The sequence below is a fragment of the Nocardia sp. NBC_01499 genome (genome assembly GCF_045040275.1).
Taxonomy (GTDB): domain Bacteria; phylum Actinomycetota; class Actinomycetes; order Mycobacteriales; family Mycobacteriaceae; genus Nocardia.
Map to the genome: position 1 here is coordinate 4,597,616 of NZ_CP109426.1, position 19,946 is coordinate 4,617,561.

Here is a 19,946-nt window from a genome sequence, read left to right on the forward strand (position 1 = left end):
CCCCACGTCGACAGGACCTGCTCAGCTCTCGCGACCGAGCAGAACTGCCAGCTCGGCACCGATCTCGGCGAGCGCTTCCGGCGCGGTCATCCGCGCGTGCGTCACCCCGATCGGCCGATCGACCACCGGGCCCGTCGCGTGTGGCGACCAGTCGGTGGCAGTGGCACGAAGCACATCCGCGGGATCCGCCACGGCCGCGCTGAAGTACGCCACTGTGCCGTGGAACACCCCCGGACGGTGCGCGGCGATCAGTTCCGCTGAGCGGACCGCGCTGCGATAGATACGACGTAGCCGTTCGGGAGTCAGCGCGACCAGTTCCGGCGGAATCATCGCGTGCAGCGCGGCAAGCGCCTGGTCGCTGAGGTCGTAGATATCGTCCTCGGACTCCAGGAGGTCGCCGCCGAGCCCGAGTTCGGCCAGTGCGCCGCGCACCGCCGCGCGGAAGCCGGCGACGTCGGGGTTCGGGTGGCTGTCCATCATGGCGAGCAGCGCGACCTGCTCGCCCTCGGCCTGTAGCTCGGTCGCGATGGCGTGCGCGAGCACACCGCCGAGCGACCAGCCGAGCAGCCGGTACGGTCCGTGCGGTTGCACGGTCCTGATCTCGGTGACGTAGCGGTGCGCCAGCTCGGCGATCGAGCCGGGCAGGTCGCCGTCCTCGGAAAGGGCCGGCGACTGCACGCCGTAGATCGGCTGGTCGGCGGGCAGGTGCTGGGCGAGCCCGGCGTAGCTCCAGGCCAGGCCGTACATCGGGTGCAGGCAGAACAGCGGTGCCTCGGAACCGCCGGTGCGGATCGGCAGCAGGACGTTCATCGCGGCGTTGAGGTCCGTCTCCCCCGCTGCCGGTGTGTCGATCCGCGCGGCGAGCCCGGCCACCGTGGCGTCGGTGAAGAACCACTGCACGCTGACCGTGGCGCCGGTGGCCGCGCGCAGCCTGCCGACGGCCTGGGCGGCGAGCAGCGAGTTGCCGCCGAGGGTGAAGAAGTCGTCGTCGAGGCCGACCGACTCCGCGCCGAGCAGGTCGGCGAATACCTCGGCGATGGCCTGCTCGACCGGCGAGGTCGGCGCGCGGAAGGCGCGCGCGCTGACGAATTCCGGTGCGGGTAGCGCTTTTTGGTCCAGTTTGCCGTTCGGCGTCAGCGGGAGCGCGTCGAGGGCAACGATCGCGTCCGGCACCATATAGCCGGTCAGGAACTGGGCGACCTCGGCACGGATGGTCACCGGATCGCTGTCGCCTTCGGATACCACGTAGCCGATGAGCCGTTCGCCGTGCGCGTCCGAACGGACCAGGGCGACGGCCTGATGCACGCCGTCGCAGCGCACCAGCGCCGCCTCGATCTCGCCGAGTTCGATGCGGAAGCCGCGCAGCTGCACCTGTTGGTCACTGCGACCGGCGTATTCGAGCATGGCCTTGTCGCCGCGATCGCGCCAGCGGCCGATGTCGCCGGTCCGGTACATGCGAGAACCGGGCGCGCCGAACGGGTTTGCCACGAACCGGGCCGCGGTGAGGCCCGGCCTGCCGAGGTAACCGCGGGACAGTTGCGCGCCGACGACGTGGATCTCGCCTGGCACGTCGAGCGGGGTCGGGTGCAGGCGTGCGTCGAGCACGTAGGCGTCAAGGCCGGGGATCGCGCGGCCGATGACGCTGGCCGGGTTGCGCCGGTCCTGCTCGGCCAGCGGCAGGAACGACACGTGCACCGTGGTCTCGGTGATGCCGTACATGTTGACCAAACGAGTTGTCGCGCCGTGCCGTTCGTACCAGCGCTCTAGCTTGCGCAGGTCGAGGGCTTCGCCGCCGAACACCACGTAGCGCAGCGCGAGCGCGGTCGGCTCGGCGGCGCGGTCGGCCTCCACCAATTGGTAGAAGGCGGACGGGGTTTGGTTCAGCACCGTCACACGCTCGCGAATCAGCAACTCGCGGAACTGTTCCGGCGACCGCGAGGTCACATAGTCGACCACGACGACCGAGCCGCCGTGCGCGAGGCCGCACCACAGTTCCCACACCGAGAAGTCGAACGCGAACGAATGGAACAGCGTCCAGACATCGTGTTCGTCGAAGCGGAACAGCGTTTGGGTGTTCGCGAACAGTTCGACGACATTCCGGTGTGCGACGCCGACGCCCTTCGGCACGCCCGTCGAGCCGGACGTGTAGATGACGTAGGCCAGATTGTCGGGGTGCAGCGGCGCGCGCCGGTCGGCATCGTGGATGGGCGCGTCGGCGAATCCCGCTGTCTCCTCGAACAAGACGACGGGCAGCGCACCGGTCGGCACCGCGGCGCGTTCGTCCGCCGTGGTCAGCACGCAGACCGGGGCGGCGTCGGCGAGCATGAATTCCAGCCGCTGCGCCGGGTACGCGGAGTCAATCGGCAGGTAGGCGGCGCCGGTCGCGAGGACACCGAGCAGGGCGACCGGCAGGTCCTCGGTGCGTGGCACCGCAACGGCCACCAGCGTTTCCGGGCCAGCGCCCTGCGCGATCAGTGCTCGTGCCACTTGATTGGCGCGGCGCTGCAATTCACGGAACGTGAGGGTGCGATCGCCGAATCGGATGGCGATGGCGTCCGGGCGACGCCACACCTGATCGGCGATGAGGCCGGGCAGCGTGGCACCGGGTACCCAGGCGCCGAGTGAGTTCCATTCGTGCAGAACGAGTTCGCGTTCACCGGCGGCGAGCACGTCGATATCGCCGACGACCACCGCGGCATCGGCCGCGACGGCGGCGAGGATGCGGCGGAAGCGGTCGGCGAAGTTCTGCACGGTCGCCGCGTCGAACAGGTCCGTCGCGTAGCCGAAGACCGCCGAAATGCCCTGGGTGTCCGGCTGTTCCGCGACGGTCAGCTGCAGGTCGAACTTGGCGGCCTGCACCTGCGGATCTATACCGGACACGGTGAGGCCGGGCAGCTCGAGCGAGGTCTCGGCCAGGTTCTGGAAGACGAGCATGACCTGGAAGAGCGGATGTCGGGCCGCCGAGCGGACCGGATCGAGCAGCTCGACCAGGCGCTCGAACGGCAGGTCCGCGTGGCCGAACGCCGCGACGTCGGTGTCGCGCACGTCGGCGAGCAACGCGTCGAAGGTGGCGCCGGGCTCGATCTCGTTGCGCAGCACCAGGGTATTGACGAACATGCCGATCATGTCGTCGAGTTCGGCCTCACCGCGACCGGCCACCGGGGTGCCGATCGCGATGTCGGTGGTGCCGGACAGTCGCGCGAGCAGCACCGCGAGCGCGGCGTGCACGACCATGAACAGGGTCGAATTGTGCTGCTTGGCAACGCGGTCGAGGGCGGCGTGCAGTTCCGCGCCGATCTCGAAGTCCAGCGTCGCGCCCTGGTACGAGGCGGCTGCTGGTCGCGGGCGGTCCGCGGGGAGAGCCAGTTCGTCCGGCAGCGCGGCAAGCGCGGTGCGCCAGTAGTCGGCCTGCTGAGCGATCAGGCTTTGCGGATCGTCCTCGGCGCCGAGCACGTCACGCTGCCAGATGCTGTAGTCCGCGTACTGGACCGGGAGCGGCGCCCAGGCCGGTGCTTCGCCGCCGGTGCGGGCAGCGTAGGCCACCATCAGGTCGCGGGTCAGCGGGCCCATCGACCAGCCGTCGGCGCTGATGTGATGCGCCACGAAGACCAGCACGTAGTCGCTGGCGTCGGCGACCTGGAACAGCTTGGCGCGGAACGGAACCTCGGTGGTGACGTCGAAACCGGTTGCGACGACGCGGTATACCGCGTCAGCCACGTCCGAACCGTCGATCCGCACGGGTGCGAGATCGACCGGTACCTGGGTGGCGATGGACTGCACCGGGCCGTGCTGGGTCTGCGGGTAGGTGGTGCGCAGGATCTCGTGGCGGGCCACCAGATCGGCCACCGCCGATTGCAGTGCGGCGACATCGAGTTCGCCGGAGAGGCGGATGGCGGCCGGGATGTTGTAGACGGCGGAACCGGTGTCGAACTGGTTGAGGAACCACATGCGCTGCTGAGCGAGCGACAGCGGAATCTGTTCCGGGCGTTGGCCTGCCACCAGTGCTTTGCGGCCGCCGGACCCCGCGTGCTGCTCGACCTTGACGGCCAAACCGGCGACGGTCGACGCCTCGAACAGCGCACGCACCGGCACCCTGGCATCGAGTGCGGCACCGATACGCGCGGCGACCTGCGTAGCCAGCAGCGAGTTACCACCCAGACCGAAGAAGTCGTCATCCGCGCCGACCTGATCGACACCGAGCACCTCGGCAAACACCGACGCCACGATCACCTCGATCGGCGTCGACGGCGCACGGAACGCCTGAGTCTCGAACTCCGGCTCCGGCAACGCCTTACGATCCAACTTACCGTTCACATTCAACGGCAGCGCATCGAGCACCACGAACGCCGACGGCACCATGTACGACGGCAAACCAGCGGTCAGCGCCGACTTCACCTCGGCGACATCGACATCGGCCGCTGTCGTCGCGGGGACCAGGTAGGCGACCAGGCGGTCGCCGGTGCGTGGGTCCGACTTAGCGATGACCGCGGCTTGCGCGATCTGCGGCAGTGCGAGCAGTGCGGCGTCGATTTCGGCGAGTTCGATGCGGAAGCCACGGATCTTCACCTGGAAGTCGGTGCGGCCCCGGTACTCGAGCACACCTGAGGCATCCCACGCCACCAAGTCACCGGTGCGGTACATCCGGGCGCCGGTCTGGAACGGGTTGGCCACGAACCGATCCGAGGTCAGGTCCGCACGACCGAAGTAACCGCGCGCGAGCTGTGCACCGGCCAGGTACAGCTCACCGGAAACACCCACCGGGACCGGCCGCAGCCGCGAATCCAGCACGAAGACCTGGTTGTTCCACTCCGGCGCGCCGACGGGCACCGACGCCTGATCGTTTCGACTGACCCGGTGACTGGTGATGGACACCGCGGCCTCGGTCGGGCCGTACAGGTTGAACAGTTCGACGCGTGGATAGTCACGAAGGAAGCGCTGCGCCAATCCGGCTGGCAGCGCTTCGCCGATCGCCAGCACTCGCCACAGCGAAGTCGGGAAATCGCCCGTGCTGAGCGCGTCGAGCATCGACGGCACCACATGCAGCGTGGTCACCCACTCACGAGCCATCAACTCGTTCAGATATACCGGATCCTGATGACCATCCGGCGCGGCGATCACCAGTCGGCCACCACACACCGCCGCGGACCAGAACTCCCACACCGAAAGGTCGAACGTCGCAGCGGTCTTCAGCAGAATCGCATCAGCGGCATCAAGACCGAACTCAGTAACCTTCCACTGCAACTGATTCGCGATCGCCGCATGCGAAACCGCCACACCCTTCGGACGACCCGTCGAACCCGACGTAAAGATCACATACGCCGTGTTCTCCGGACGCAACGGCGCGACACGATCAGCATCGGTGACCGGGGACGTATCCAGTCCGTCGAGGTCGAGTTCATCGATCCGCACCAAAGGCGCTACGTCGGTGGAGAACTCGGCATCGGCATTGGTCAGCACGCACACCGGTGCCGCGGTGTCGAGGATGTAGCCGGTGCGCTCAGCGGCCTGAGTCGGATCCACCGGCACATACGCGCCACCGGATTTCGCGACGGCATACATGGCCACGACCAAATCGACCGAACGGCGCAACGCGAGTGCGACCCGCGACTCCGGACCGACGCCGATCGAGATCAGGTGCCGCGCAAGCCGATTCACCCGGGCATCGAGATCGCCGTAGGTCACCTTCTCGCGACCCGACGGCAGATCGACTACGAGCGCGACCGATCGCGGATCGGCCGCAACGGCGGCATCCAACAGCGAAACCAACGTGGCCGACTGGTCGACCTGCTGCTCGGTAGCGTTCCACCGGCCGAGCACATCGTCACGCTCGACCTCGTCGAGAACCTCGATATCTCCGACCGGTGTCGTGGCATCCGCGACAACGGCGGCGAGGATCCGCGCGAACCGTTCGGCGAAGCCCTGCACGGTCGCGGCATCGAAAAGGTCTGTCGCATAGGTGAAGAATCCGCCCATGCCGGTCGGCACGCCCGATTCGTCGTAACCGTCGCCGACTATCAGATGCAGATCGAACTGCGACACAGCCAGATCCGCGTCCAGTGCCGATACCGCGAGACCGGGCAGCTCGAGCGCGGCACGCGCGATGTTCTGGAACGACAGGCCGACCTGGAACAGCGGATGATGCGCGGTCGAGCGCGGCGGGTTGAGCACCTCCACCAAACGCTCGAACGGAATGTCCGCGTGCGCGAACGCCTGTAGGTCGGATTCCCGCTGCCTGCCGAGCAATTCGACGAACGACTCGCCCGCCTCGAACTGTGTACGGAACACCACCGTGTTCACGAACATGCCGATCAGATCGTCGAGTTCCCGCTCGCCACGACCCGCCAACGGGGTACCGATGGCGACATCGGCCGTACCCGAGAGCCGGGCAAGCAAGACGGCCAACGCGGTGTGCACGACCATGAACAACGTCGCGCCATGCGCGCGAGCGAGTTCAACGAGACCGGCATGCGTGGCGGCATCGATCTGTACATCGACCCGTGCACCAGCCATCGATGCGATCGCGGGACGCGGGCGATCCGTTGGCAACTCCAGCAGATCCGGCAGATCGGCCAGGTGCGCGCGCCAGAAGCTGATCTGCTGCGCGGCAATCGATTCCGCATCAGATTCGTCGCCGAGCACCGCACGCTGCCACAGCGCGTAATCGGCGTACTGCACCCGCAACGGCGCCCACCCGGGCGCCTCACCCGCGGTCCGCGCGGCATAGGCGATCATCACGTCGCGCACCAGCGGACCCATCGAGGACCCGTCGGCGGCGATGTGATGCACCACCACGGCAAGTACATACGTGTCCGTTTGCCCGTCGACTTGCAGGAGGGCAACGCGCACCGGGACCTCGGCGGTTACGTCGAACGAACTCGACGCCAGCGTGTACACCGCGCTCGCCACGTCGGCCTCGCTCAGCAGTCGCGGCGCGACGTCGAGGGCAACCCCGTTGGGCGGCAACACAACCTGGATCGGACCGTCGGCCGTCTCCGGGTACACGGTGCGCAGCACCTCGTGCCGCGCCACCACATCGTGCAGTGCCGCGCCGAGCGCGGCCACATCCAGCGCACCGGTCAGCCGCAGCGCGAACGGCAGGTTATAGGCGGCCGACCCGGCCGCCGCGTCGTCCTGGTCGAAGCGGTTGAGGAACCACATCCGGCGCTGCGCCAACGACAGCGGCAACTCGTCCGGCCGCGCGATGCTGCCGAGCTCGACGCCGGGACGACCGTGCACCTGCGAATCGACCACTGCCGCAAGCCCGGCCACGGTCGGCGCCTCGAACAGCGTCCGCACCGGCACCCGGCCGCCCATGGCGGCACCAAGCCGCGCCACCACCTGGGTGGCGATCAGCGAGTTACCGCCGAGCGCGAAGAAGTCGTCGTCCGCGCCGACCCTGGCCAGCCCGAGCACCTCACCGAACACGCCTGCCACGATCTCCTCGACCGGCGTTGCGGGCGCACGGAATTCGCGCGCGGTGAACATCGGCTCCGGCAGCGCCTTGCGATCCAGCTTGCCGCTCGCGTTCAGCGGGAACGCGTCGAGCGCGACAATGGCGGCCGGAACCATGTATGTGGGCAGCGTTTCCGCGATGGCGGCCCGCAGCTCCCGCGGGTCGATCTGATCACCGGGAGCGGCGACCGCGTAGGCGACCAGCTGGTCACCGAGCGTCGACTGGCTGACCAGCGCCACCGTCTGGCTCACCGAGGGCTGGGCGAGCAGGGCGGTTTCGATCTCGCCGAGCTCGATGCGCTGGCCGCGGAACTTCACCTGGAAGTCGGTGCGCCCGATGTAGTCGAGCACCATCTCCTCGTCGGCGTCCGCACCGGAGGCCTTGCGCCACACCACGAGATCGCCGGTGCGGTACATGCGCTGACCGTTGCCGAACGGATTCGCCACGAAGCGATCCGCCGTCAGATCCGGCCGCCTGACGTAGCCGCGGGCCAGCTGGTCACCGGCCAGGTACAGCTCACCGGCCACACCGTCGGGTACCGGGCGCAGTCGGGCGTCGAGCACGTACACCCGAGTGTTCCACTGCGGCAACCCGATCGGCACCGAGCGGGTATCCGAGCCGTCGGCGGGCCAGTAGGTCACCGATACCGCGGCCTCGGTGGGCCCGTACAGGTTGTGCACGTCCGCGTCGATCACCGCGTGCACCGCGGTGACCGTCTCCGGCGGCAATGCCTCGCCGATCACGAAGATCTGTTCCAGCGTCGGGATGGCGCCCTTGGCGGTGTGCGCCGCGAAGATCGTCAGCATCGACGGCACGAAGTCGGTCACCGTCACCGACTGCGCGACAATGGTTTCCGCGACGTAGGCCGGGTCACGATGGCCGTCCGGGGTCGCAACGACCAGCTTCGCCCCGGCCCGCAGCGGCATGAAGAAGCCCCACAGCGACACGTCGAAAGTGGTCGCGGTCTTCTGCAGGTAGACGTCGTCCTGGTGCAGCGGGTACTCGGCGAGCATCCATTCGATCTGGTTGTTGATCGCCGCGTGCGACACCGCGACGCCCTTGGGGCGACCGGTGGAACCGGAGGTGAAGATGACATACGCGGGGTTCAGCGGCGAGACCGGCCGGAGCAGTTCGTCACCGCGGACCGGCGCGCCATCGAACCCTGCCAGGTCGGCGGTATCGATGGCCACCGCGGCAACGCCGTCCGGCAAGGCCACCGCATCGGCGGAAGTTGTTACGACACAGGCAGGTTGAGCCGTATCGAGAATGTGCGCGATCCGCTCAGCGGGATGATCCGGATCCAACGGCACATACGCACCACCCGCCGTGACGATCGCATACATGCCGACAACCAAGTCCAGCGAACGCCGAATCGCCAAGCCAACCAACGACTCCGCGCCAACACCCTGCGAAATCAATAGCCGGGCAAGCTTGTTGACCCGCTCGTCGAACTCGCGATAGGTGAGCTCGGTGCCCTCGTAGACAACCGCGACGGCATCCGGGTTAGCGGCAACCGCCTGCCGATAGCCGTCGAGCAGCAGCTGCGGCGCCACCCGCTGCCGGGTGTCGTTCCACTCGAACAGGATTCGATCCCGCTCGACCAGCGACAGCAGATCGGCGTCGCCCACCGCCCGGTCGGGATCGGCGGTGACCGCGCGCAGCAGTCGGCGCAGCCGGGCCGCGAAGTGCCGCACCGTCGCCTCGTCGAACAGGTCCGTCGCGTAGCTGAACATGGCCGAGAGACCGGCGTTCTCACCGTCGCGCGGGGTAACGGTCAACTGCAGATCGAACTTGGCTGCCGCGCCGTCGAGGTCGAGTGCCGCCGCGGACAGCCCCGGCAATTCCAACGCGGGTTTGTCCATATTCTGGAAGAACAGCGCCACCTGGAACAGCGGGTGGTGCGCCTGCGAGCGCGCGGGATCGAGCACCTCGACGAGCCGCTCGAACGGCAGCTCGACATGCGAAAATGCCGCTACGTCAACCTTTTTGGTCGCCTCGACGAGTTCGCGGAACGACGCGCCCGGCGCGCTCTCGGTGCGCAGCACCAGCATGTTGACGAACATGCCGATCAGCCCGTCCAGCTCGGCCTCGCCGCGGCCGGCCACCGGGGTGCCGATGGCGATGTCGGCGGAACCCGACAGCCTGGCGAGCAGTGCCGCGAACGCCGCGTGCACCACCATGAACAGGGAGGCGCCGGTGTCGTGCGCGATCGCTTCGAGCTTGGCCCTGGTCTGGGGGTCCACTTCGAACGTGTGGACGCCGCCGCGACCGGAGGCCAGCGCGGGCCGCGGCCGATCCGTCGGCAGCTCGATCCGGCCGGGCAGGCCCGCCAAAGCCGTTCGCCAGTAATCGATCTGCTCGGCGGCCACCGACTTCGGATCGTTCTCGTCGCCGAGCATCGCGCGCTGCCACAGCGCGTAGTCGGCGTATTGCACCGGCAGCGGCGCCCAATCTGGCGCCGAACCCGCAGTGTGTTCACCCGCCCCGTCGGCGCCGCCTCCTGCCATCCCCGTGCGCGCGAAGTACGCGACGGTCAGGTCCTGCACCATCGGCGCCATCGAGGTGCCGTCGGCCGCGATGTGATGCACGACCACCGCGAGAACGTAGTCGTCATCGCCCAGGTGAAGCAACGCCATGCGCAGCGGCACCTCGGCGGCCACATCGAACCCGGCCAGCGCGAACTCGGCAAGCCTGCTCGGCAGCTCGGCCTCGGCGACCTCGATGACCATCAGCTCCGGAATCGCCTGCGCCGCAGGCAACACCACCTGATAGCCGGTGCCGTCCACCGCCGGGTAGACGGTGCGCAGCGTCTCGTGCCGCTCGACCAGGTCGGCGACCGCCGCCCGCAACGCAGGCACGTCCAGCGCGCCGGACAGCCGGATGGCGAACGGAATGTTGTTCGCCGCCGACGCGGTATCGAACTGGTTCAGGAACCACATCCGCTGCTGCGCCAGCGACAGCGGAATGTGTTCGGGGCGCGGCATGGGTGCCAACGCCTGCCGTCCGCCCGACTCCGTGAACGGCGCGAGCCGCGCCGCCAGACCGGCGACGGTCGGCGCCTCGAAGACCGTCCGCGCCGGAACCCGCGCGCCGAGCTGCGCGCCGATCCTGGCGACCACCTTGGTGGCGATCAGCGAGTTTCCGCCGAGCTCGAAGAAGTCGTCGTCGGCGCCGATCTCGGCGCCGGTGTCGAGCAGTTCCGCGAAGATGTCCGCTACCAGACGCTCCAGTTTCCCACTCGGCGCGCGGAATTCCTTGGTCTGCAGCCGCGGCGCGGGCAGTGCGCGGCGGTCCAGCTTGCCGACCGGGGTCAGCGGGATCTCGTCGAGCACCGTGATCGTGGTCGGCACCATGTGCGCGGGCAGGCTGCGCTCGGCGAGCGCGATCAGCTCGTCGGTGTCAACCGTCGTGCCGGGTGCCGCCAGCACGTAGGAGGCCAGAATCGTGGTGCCGCTGTCGAGCTGATGACCGACGGTCACCGCGAAGTCGATGCTGTCGTGTGCGGCGAGCACCGCGTCGATCTCACCGAGCTCGATGCGGAAACCACGCACCTTCACCTGGAAGTCGTTGCGGCCCGCGTACTCCAGTCGTCCGTCCGCCGTCCAACGGACCAGGTCACCGGAGCGATACAACCGAGAACCGTTGGGATCGAACGGGTTCGCCACGAAGCGGGTCGCGCTGAGCGCCGGTCGCTCGTGGTATCCGCGCGCCACCTGCGCGCCCGCGATGTACAACTCGCCGACCACACCGTCTGGCACCGGCGAAAGCCGTTCGTCGAGCACGTATTCGGTGACGCCGCGAATCGGTCCGCCGATGGTCAGCGGGGCGTCGAGCACCAGTGGCGTACCGATGTTCACCACGATCGTGGTCTCGGTCGGCCCGTAGACGTTGAACAGCGCGCGGACGCCGCCGGTGACCGGAAGTATCCAGCGCCGCACCAGATCCGGCGGCCATGCCTCGCCGCCGACCGCGACCACCCCGAGATCGTCGAGCCCGGCCGGATCGATCGAGGCCAGCGCGGCCGGGGTGATGAACGCATGGGTCACTCGTTCGCGGCGAAGCAGCTCGGCCAGGTCGTCGCCGCCGAACACCGTCGGCGCCACAACGACCATGGTCGCCGCGCCACCGAGCGCGAGCAGCAGCTCCAGCATCGACGCGTCGAACGATGGTGACGAAAAGTGCAGGGTCCGTGCGGTACTCGTGACGCCGTAGTGCGCGCGCTGCTCCTCGCAGAACCCGGCGATTCCGGCCTGGGTGGCGACGACGCCCTTCGGCGTGCCCGTCGAACCGGAGGTGTAGATCACCCAGGCCGGATGCTCGGCGCGCAGCTGACGCACCCGATCGGCATTGGTGATCGGCTCGGTCGAGTGCCGCTCGAGCGAGCGCAGCGTCGAGTCGCCGTCGATGACGAGCCATTCGACCTGTCCGGGCAGCTGAGTGGCCGCCTGCTGGGTGGTCAGGCCGAAGACCGCGCCGGAGTCCTTCACCATGTGTTCGATGCGGTCGGCCGGATAGTTCGGGTCAACCGGCACGAAACCGGCACCGGACTTGGCCACCGCCCAGACCGCGGCCACGGACTCGATCGAGCGCGGAATTCCGATCGCGACAAGATCTTCCGGGCCGATGCCGCGATCGATGAGCAGCCGCGCCAGCCTGGTCGACCACTCGTCGAGCTCGGCGTAGCTCAGGTGCGCCAGCGTCATGGTGGCGTCGGCGTAGGTGAGGGCGATGCCGTCCGGGTTCGCCTCGACGGCGGTCGCCATCAGCTGCGGCAGCGTGATGACCCGAGGTCGCCGAGTCCTAGCCGGACGGACACGAGCGGCGCGCGTCATGCGCCCACCAGTGCCAGGGTGTTACTGCCCCGTCGACCATTCGCACGCACGTCCCCCACTACCCGAACCATGAAACTCTGCTCATCCTGCCTGTCGAACACGTTGACGCCGTACTTGCGACGGCCGCCCTGATTCGGCGAACCGGTCCCGAGTGACCCTAGTCATGTTTTTAGGGGCTTGCACACGGTACTTGGCGGCTTTTACCCCGCACGCAGCAGATCGGACAGGGCAATGACCGTCGCTACCTGCGTCCATGCGCTCTCGACATCGCCGTCGTCGGCGAGCACCACGGCCCGTAGATCTGCCAATGCCACCGGGTCGAGGGTACTGAGTCCGGCGCGGTCGGTCAGCAGGTGGCTGACCCACTCGTCGGCCAGCGCCTCGGCCAGGTCGGCATCGTCGGGCACGAGCACCATGGAGGCACCGCATGACCCCGCCGCCACCGCCTCGATCAGCGCCAGCTCCGCCGGACCGCCGAACTGGTAGGTGCGCGACTCGAAGGTCAGCTCGGTGTCCGTGCGCAACTGGTCTGCCGCGCCGGCCAACTCGTCGTAGGCGAGCGTGCGCGCCCCGACGAAGGCCGGGTCGGTGCCGCGCAGCACGCGGGTGCGATGCGCGTAGGTCACCGGCCGCGGCGATTCGGCCGCGATCTGGGCGGCCACCGCCGGATCGTCGAGCACGAGCCAGTCGACATCGCCGGACGTGGGCGCCGCGGCACCGGTGAGGCCGACCTTGACGACCGGACCCGCCGGAATCGGTGCGTCGACCGACGCGACCGGAACCACGGCGGCACCGGCCTTGAGCACCGCCCAGGTGGCGACCACCGCGTCGACGCCGCGGTCGAGCCGGACGGCGACACCGTCGCCGGGGCCGCAGCCACGGGCGGCGAGCACCCGCGCCAGGCGCGACGAGCGCGCGTCGAGTTCCTGATAGGACACCGCGTCCTCACCGAACACCAGCGCGGGGCCATCGGGGTCGTCCTCGACGACCGCGGTCAGCGCCTGGGTCAGCGCGGTTCCGGTGGTGGCCGTCGCGCCCGCCGCGCTCGGCTCCTGTGCCGATTCCGCGGCGGATTGCACCCGCTCGCGCTCCTGGGCGTCGAGCAGGTCGATATCGCCGACCCGCACCTGCGGATCGGCCACCACCGCGCTCAGCACCCGTTCGAGCCTGCGGCACAGCGCCTGCACCGTCGACTCGTCGAAAAGGTCTGTCGCGTAGGTGATCGCGGTGATCAGCTCGTCGGGCGTGCCGTCGGCGCTGTGTCGCGGGTCGACGTTGACCTGTAGGTCGAACTTGGCCGCGATCTCGCCGCCGTCCAGTCCGGTGATCGTCAGGCCTGGCAGTTCCAGCGTCGGCTGCTCGTTGTTCTGGAACGAGAGCACCACGCCGAACAGCGGGTTGTAGACCGACGCGTGACCGGCGGCGACCACCTCGGCGACCCGCTCGAACGGGATGTCCGCGTTGGCGAAGGCGGCGAGGTCGGTCTCGCGGGCCCGATCGACGAGTTCGGCGAAGGTGACGGCGGGCTCGACAGCGGTACGCAGCGTGAGCGTGTTGACGAACATGCCGACCAGCTCGTCCAGCGCGCGTTCGCCGCGACCCGCGATCGGCGTGCCGATGGCGATATCGCTGCTGTTCGACTGCCGGGCCAACAGCACGGCCAGCGCACTGTGCACGACCATGAACAGCGTCGAATTGTGTTCGCGGGCAAGGCGAACCAGCGCCGCGTGCATATCAGCCGATACGGCGAAGCCGGTCGAGGCGCCGCGCATCGACGGAACCGCCGGGCGCGGGCGGTCCAGCGGCAGGTTCAGCTCGCCGGTGAGCCCGGCCAACTGTTCGCGCCAGTACGCCAATTGCCGTGCCGCGATGGAGTTCTCGTCGTCATCGGTGCCGATGACCGTGCGCTGCCAGCTGGCGAAGTCCGCGTACTGCACCTCCAGCCGCGACCAGCGCGGCGAATTGCCACCGATCCGAGCGAGATACGCGGTCACCAGGTCACGCGCCAGTGGGGCCATCGAGGCGCCGTCGGCGGAGATGTGATGGACCACCAGTGCGAGCAGGTGCTCGTCCGGTCCGACCGCGAGCAACAGCGCGCGCACCGGAACCTGTTGCGTCACATCGAAACCGGTGGACATCAGCTCGGTGATGCGGCCGATCGGATCCGCGGTGGACACGGTCTCCAGGCCGCCGGGCAGCGACGCGCTGACCGAGAGGATCTCCTGGTAGGCCGCCCCGGACGGATCGGCGGGGTAGCGGGTGCGCAGTGTCTCGTGCCGCTCGAGCACATCGGCGACGGCGTTGCGCAGTGCTGGCACGTCGAGCACGCCGGAAAGCCGAATCGCGAGGGGGATGTTGTAGGCGGGCGACTCGGGATCGAACTGGTTGAGCACCCACATCCGTTGCTGGGCAAGCGACAACGGCACCCGATCGGTGCGCGGCATCCGAGCCAGCGGCGGCCGCGCGCCGGACGCCTTGGCCGCGCCGGGCACTACGCGGGCGGCCAGCGCCGCCACGGTCGGCGACTCGAACAGCTCGCGCACGACGAGGTTCGCGTCGAGCGCCTCGTTGATCCTGGCGACCACCCTGGTAGCCAGCAGCGAGTTACCGCCGAGGCCGAAGAAGTCGTCGTCGAGGCCGATCTCGCGGGCGCCGAGCAGACCGGCGAACACCTCGGCGACCGCCTGCTCGACCGGCGAGCCGGGGGCGCGGAAAGTGGCCGTGCTGTGGAATTCCGGTGCGGGCAGTGCCTTTCGGTCCAGCTTGCCGTTCGGCGTCAGCGGGAGCGCGTCAAGCACGACGAGCGCGTCCGGAACCATGTAGCCGGTGAGGAATTCGCCGACCTGGCTACGCAATTCGACCGGGTCGAGCTGAACGCCACTGTCGGGCACGACATATCCGATGAGCCGGTCGCCCGCGTTCTCGTCCGCGCGGACCAGCACGACCGCTTGGCTCACACCGGCGCAGCGCACCAGCGCCGACTCGATCTCGCCGAGCTCGATGCGGAAGCCGCGCAACTGCACCTGCTGATCGCCGCGACCGGCGTACTCGAGCGTCGCCTGCCCGCCGAAGCCGACCCAGCGGCCGATATCGCCGGTGCGATACATCCGAGATCCCGGCGCGCCGAACGGATTCGCGACAAACCTGGTCGCGGCAAGGCCGGGGCGGCCCAGGTAGCCGCGAGACAGCTGGGTACCGGCGACATAGATCTCGCCCGCCACGCCGACCGGCGACGGGTGCAGCCGATCCTCGAGCACGTAGGCGTCGAGGCCGGGCAGCGCGCGTCCGATAACGCTCGCGGCGTTGTCGACCATCTGCTCGTCCAGCGACAGGAACGACACGTGCACCGTGGTTTCGGTGATGCCGTACATGTTGACCAGCCACGGCGCGTCCACCGCGTGCCGCTCGTACCAGCGCTGCAGCTGGCGCAGGTCGAGCGCCTCGCCGCCGAACACCACGTAGCGCAGCGCGAACTTGGCCTGATCGGCGGTCTGCGCGGCCCGGTCGGCCTCGGCGAGCTGATAGAACGCCGACGGGGTCTGGTTGAGCACGGTGACCTGTTCGCGAATCAGCAACTCGCGGAACAGTTCCGGCGACCTGGAGGTCAGGTAGTCGACCACGACGACGGTGCCGCCGTTGGCCAGCGCGCACCACAGCTCCCACACCGAGAAGTCGAACGCGAAGGAGTGGAACAGCGTCCACACGTCGGTCTCGTCGAACTCGAACTGCAGCTGGGTGTTCGCGAACAGCTGCACCACATTGCGGTGCGCGACGCCGACACCCTTGGGCACGCCGGTGGAGCCGGAGGTGTAGATGACGTAGGCCAGGTTGTCCGGCCGCAGCGGCGCGGTCCGCTCGGACGAGCGCACCGGAGCATCGGCGAAGTCCGCCGTGTCCTCCAGCAGGATGACCGGAATATCGCCGACGGGAACGGATTCCAGCTCGCTGGCGGTGGTCAGGATGCACGCCGGGGCGGCATCGGCGAGCATGAACTCCAGCCGCTGCGTGGGATAGGTGGTGTCGATCGGCAGATACCCGGCACCGGCGGTGAGGACAGCGAGCAGCGCGACCGGCAGCTCCTCGGTGCGCGGAACCGCAACGGCGACAAGCGCTTCCGGACCAATGCCCTGCGCGATCAGCGCCCGCGCCACCTTGTTGGCGCGGCGCTGCAACTCACCGAAGGTCAACGTGGTGTCGCCGAAGCGGATCGCGCCCGCGTCCGGCCGCCTGCGCGCCTGCGCGCCGATGAGATCGACCAGTGTCACCTCGGGCACCGAGGCGCCTTGGCTGTTCCACTCGTGCAGCACCAGATCCCGCTCACCCGGTGCGAGCACGTCGATATCGCCGACGGTGACGCCGGAATCGGCGGCGATCGCGGCCAGGATCCGGCCGAAGCGGTCGGCGAAGTCCTGCACGGTCGCCTCGTCGAAGAGGTCGGTGGCGTAGGTGAAGGCGGCCGAAATGCCTTCCGCCGCACCGTGTCTGTCGATCCGCTCGACCAGGGCAAGCTGCAGATCGAACTTGGCAAGCGGCATCGCCAGGTCCACCGCCGCCGCCGAGAGACCCGGCAGTTCCAGTTCGGTGCGCGCCAGGTTCTGGAAGGTCAGCATCACCTGGAACAGCGGGTGCCTGGCCGTCGAGCGCGCCGGATCCAGCAGTTCCACCAGCCGTTCGAACGGCACGTCGGCGTGGCCGAACGCCTCGACGTCGATGCGGCGCACCTCGCGCAGCAGCTCGTCGAACGTCGCGCCGGAATCGATATCCGCGCGCAGCACAAGGGTATTGACGAACATGCCGATCAGGTCGTCCAGCGCGGCCTCACCGCGACCGGCGACCGGGGTGCCTACGGCGATATCCCTGGTGCCGGACAGGCGGGCGAGCAGCACCCCGAGCGCGGCGTGCACGACCATGAACAGCGTCGAATTGTGGCTGTGCGCAAGGCGGCTCAGCGCGCCGTGCACGTCAGGGCCGATCTCGAAGGCGAGCGTTGCGCCGCGGTTGGACGCGACGGCCGGACGCGGCCGGTCGGCGGGCAGCTCCAATTGCTCGGGCAGCGCGGCCAATTCGGTCCGCCAGTAGTCGATCTGCTTGGCAAGCACCGATTCCGGGTCGTCCTCGGCACCGAGGATCTCGCGCTGCCAGATGGCGTAGTCGGCGTACTGCACCTCGAGCGGCGGCCATTCCGGCGCGCCACCGCGCAGCCGGTCCAGGTAGGCGGCCATCAGGTCGCGGGTCAGCGGGCCCATCGAGAAGCCGTCACCGGCGATGTGGTGCACCACGCAGACCAGCACGTGCTCGGTTTCGCTCAGCTCGAGCAGCCGCACCCGCACCGGCGGCGCGACGGTCACGTCGAAACCCTCGGTCACCACCGCGGCGACCAGTCCGGGCAGCTCGGCCTCGGTGGCCTGTTCGATCACCAATTCCGGTACCGCGCGCGGATCTCCGGTCGGCAGCACCCGCTGGTAGCCCTCGCCGTCCACCTCGGGATACAGCGTGCGCAGCACCTCGTGCCGCTCCGCGAGGTCGCGCACGGCGGCGCGCATCGCGGCGGAATCGAGGTGGCCGGACAGCCGGACCGCGGCCGGAATGTTGTTGACGGCACTGGCCGGATCGAACCGGTTCAGGAACCACATCCGCTGCTGCGCGTAGGACAGCGGCACCCTGGCTGGGCGCGGCCTCGCGTGCAATGCCTGTCCGGCGGCCGAACCCGCGTGCTGCTCAACCCGTTCGGCGAGCGCGGCAACGGTGGTCGCCTCGAACAGCAGCTGCACCGGCACCCGCACCTGCAGCGCCGAGCCGATTCGGGCGGCGGCCTGCGCGGCGAGCAGCGAGTTGCCGCCGAGTTCGAAGAAGTCGTCATCGACGCCGACGCGCCCCTCGTCCCCGGACACCAGCAGTGCCGCGAACACGTCGGCGACGATCTCCTCCACCGGCGTCGATGGGGCGCGGAATGCCTTGGCGGCGAACACCGGCGTGGGCAGTGCCGCGCGGTCCAGCTTGCCGACCGGGGTCAGCGGGATCTCGTCGAGCACCATGATCGCGGCTGGAATCATGTACCCGGCCAGCGACTCTCCGATGAACTCGGCGAGTTCGCCGGTGTCGACGGTGCTTCCGGCCCTTGGCAGTACGTAGGACACCAGCGCGGTGGCACCGGACGGCAGCGTCTTGCCGAGCGTCGCCGCGTAGTCGATGTCGGGGTGCGCGGTCAGCGCGTTGTCGATCTCGCCGAGTTCGATACGGAAGCCACGGATCTTGACCTGGAAGTCCGAGCGCCCGAGATATTCGATAACGCCGCCGTCCCCGGCTTCGCTGCGACGCACCAGGTCTCCGGTGCGGTACAGCCGCGCGCCAGCGGTATCGGTATCCGCGCCGAACGGACTGGCCACGAAGCGCTCCGCGGTCAACCCCGGCTTGCCCAGATACCCCTGGGCGAGTGCGGGACCCGACAGATACAGCTCGCCCACCACACCGGCTGGCACCGGCCGCAGCCGCGAATCCAGCACGAACGCACCGACTCCCGGAATCGCCGAGCCGATCGTGATGGCGTCGTTCGGCAGCATCCGCGCCGAGCTCGTCGCGAGAATGGAGGCCTCAGTGGGTCCGTAACCGTTGTAGAACTCACGATCGGCGGCCCAGCGGCCGACCAGCTCCGGCCCGAACTTGTCGCCGGCCACCACCACGACCCGCAGGTCGTCCAGGTCGGTCGGGTCGACCGATTCCAGGGCGCCCGGCGTGATCAGCATGTGCGTGACCCGTTCGCGGCGCAGCAGATCCGCGAGCTCGTAGCCGCCGAAGACCGACGGCGGCGCGATCACCAGTGTCGCCCCGGTCGAGAAGGCGAGCAGCAACTCCAGCACGGACACATCGAAGTTCGGCGAGCACACGTGCAGCACCCGCGAATCGGCGGTCACCCCGTAGTGCTCGCGTTCGGCGGCGACCAGACCGGCCAGACCGGTGTGCGTGACAACGACGCCCTTGGGCCGCCCGGTCGAACCGGAGGTGTAGATGACGTAGGCCGGGTGCCGCTCGTCCAGCGGACGCACCCGGTCGGTGTAGGAGATCGGGTGCTCGGGCCGCGCGGCGATCCGCGCGGCCTGCACCGGGTCGTCCAGCTCGATCCAGTACACGCCGGTGCCGAGCACCGGGCGGTGCGCCGAGGTGGTGAGCCCGACGGTGGCGCCGGAGTCGGACAGGATGTGGTTGATGCGGTCGGTCGGGTAGGCCGGGTCCACCGGCACGTACGCGGCGCCGGTCTTGGCGATGGCCCACACCGCGACGACCGACTGCAGGCTGCGGGCGATCCCGATGGCGACCACGTCGCCCGGTCCGATACCGCGCTCGATCAGTTCCCTGGCCAGCCGCGAGGAGGTCGCGTCCAGTTGGGCGTAGGTGAGCTGGCGTTCGTCGTCGAGCTGACCCGACGGATTGAATCGGACGGCGACCTCATTGGCCTCGGATTCGACGGCGGCGGTCAGCAACTGCCCGAACAGCGGGCTGCCCGACCTGCGGCGACGGCTACCACGAGCGGAACGACGGGCAGTTTCCATTCGAGTGCATTCACCTCTCGCATCGAGCTAGGACCCGGCCCTACCCATATCGAGGGCGTATCGTCCGGGGCCAGCGCGGTCCGAGCAATCATATAAGGGACTGATCGGTGGCCA

At 68.9% G+C, this 19,946-nt stretch carries 1 protein-coding gene and 1 pseudogene; both read right to left on the minus strand.

The annotated features are described in order from the left end of the window. Window positions 1-21 precede the first annotated feature (21 nt). Window positions 22-12,285, minus strand: a pseudogene (locus OG203_RS21040) (amino acid adenylation domain-containing protein); the annotation flags it as partial. A 200-nt stretch (window positions 12,286-12,485) separates the two neighbouring features. Further along, on the minus strand, window positions 12,486-19,832 hold the full coding sequence (locus OG203_RS21045; RefSeq protein ID WP_405167325.1) for an amino acid adenylation domain-containing protein: 7,347 nt from the start codon (window positions 19,830-19,832) through the stop codon (window positions 12,486-12,488). Between the last annotated feature and the right edge of the window lie 114 nt (window positions 19,833-19,946).

What these genes read in the sequence shown, in the direction of transcription:
- OG203_RS21045 (WP_405167325.1), bottom strand. Translation starts at nt 19,832, where the DNA reads ATGGAAACTGCCCGTCGTTCCGCTCGTGGTAGCCGTCGCCGCAGGTCG.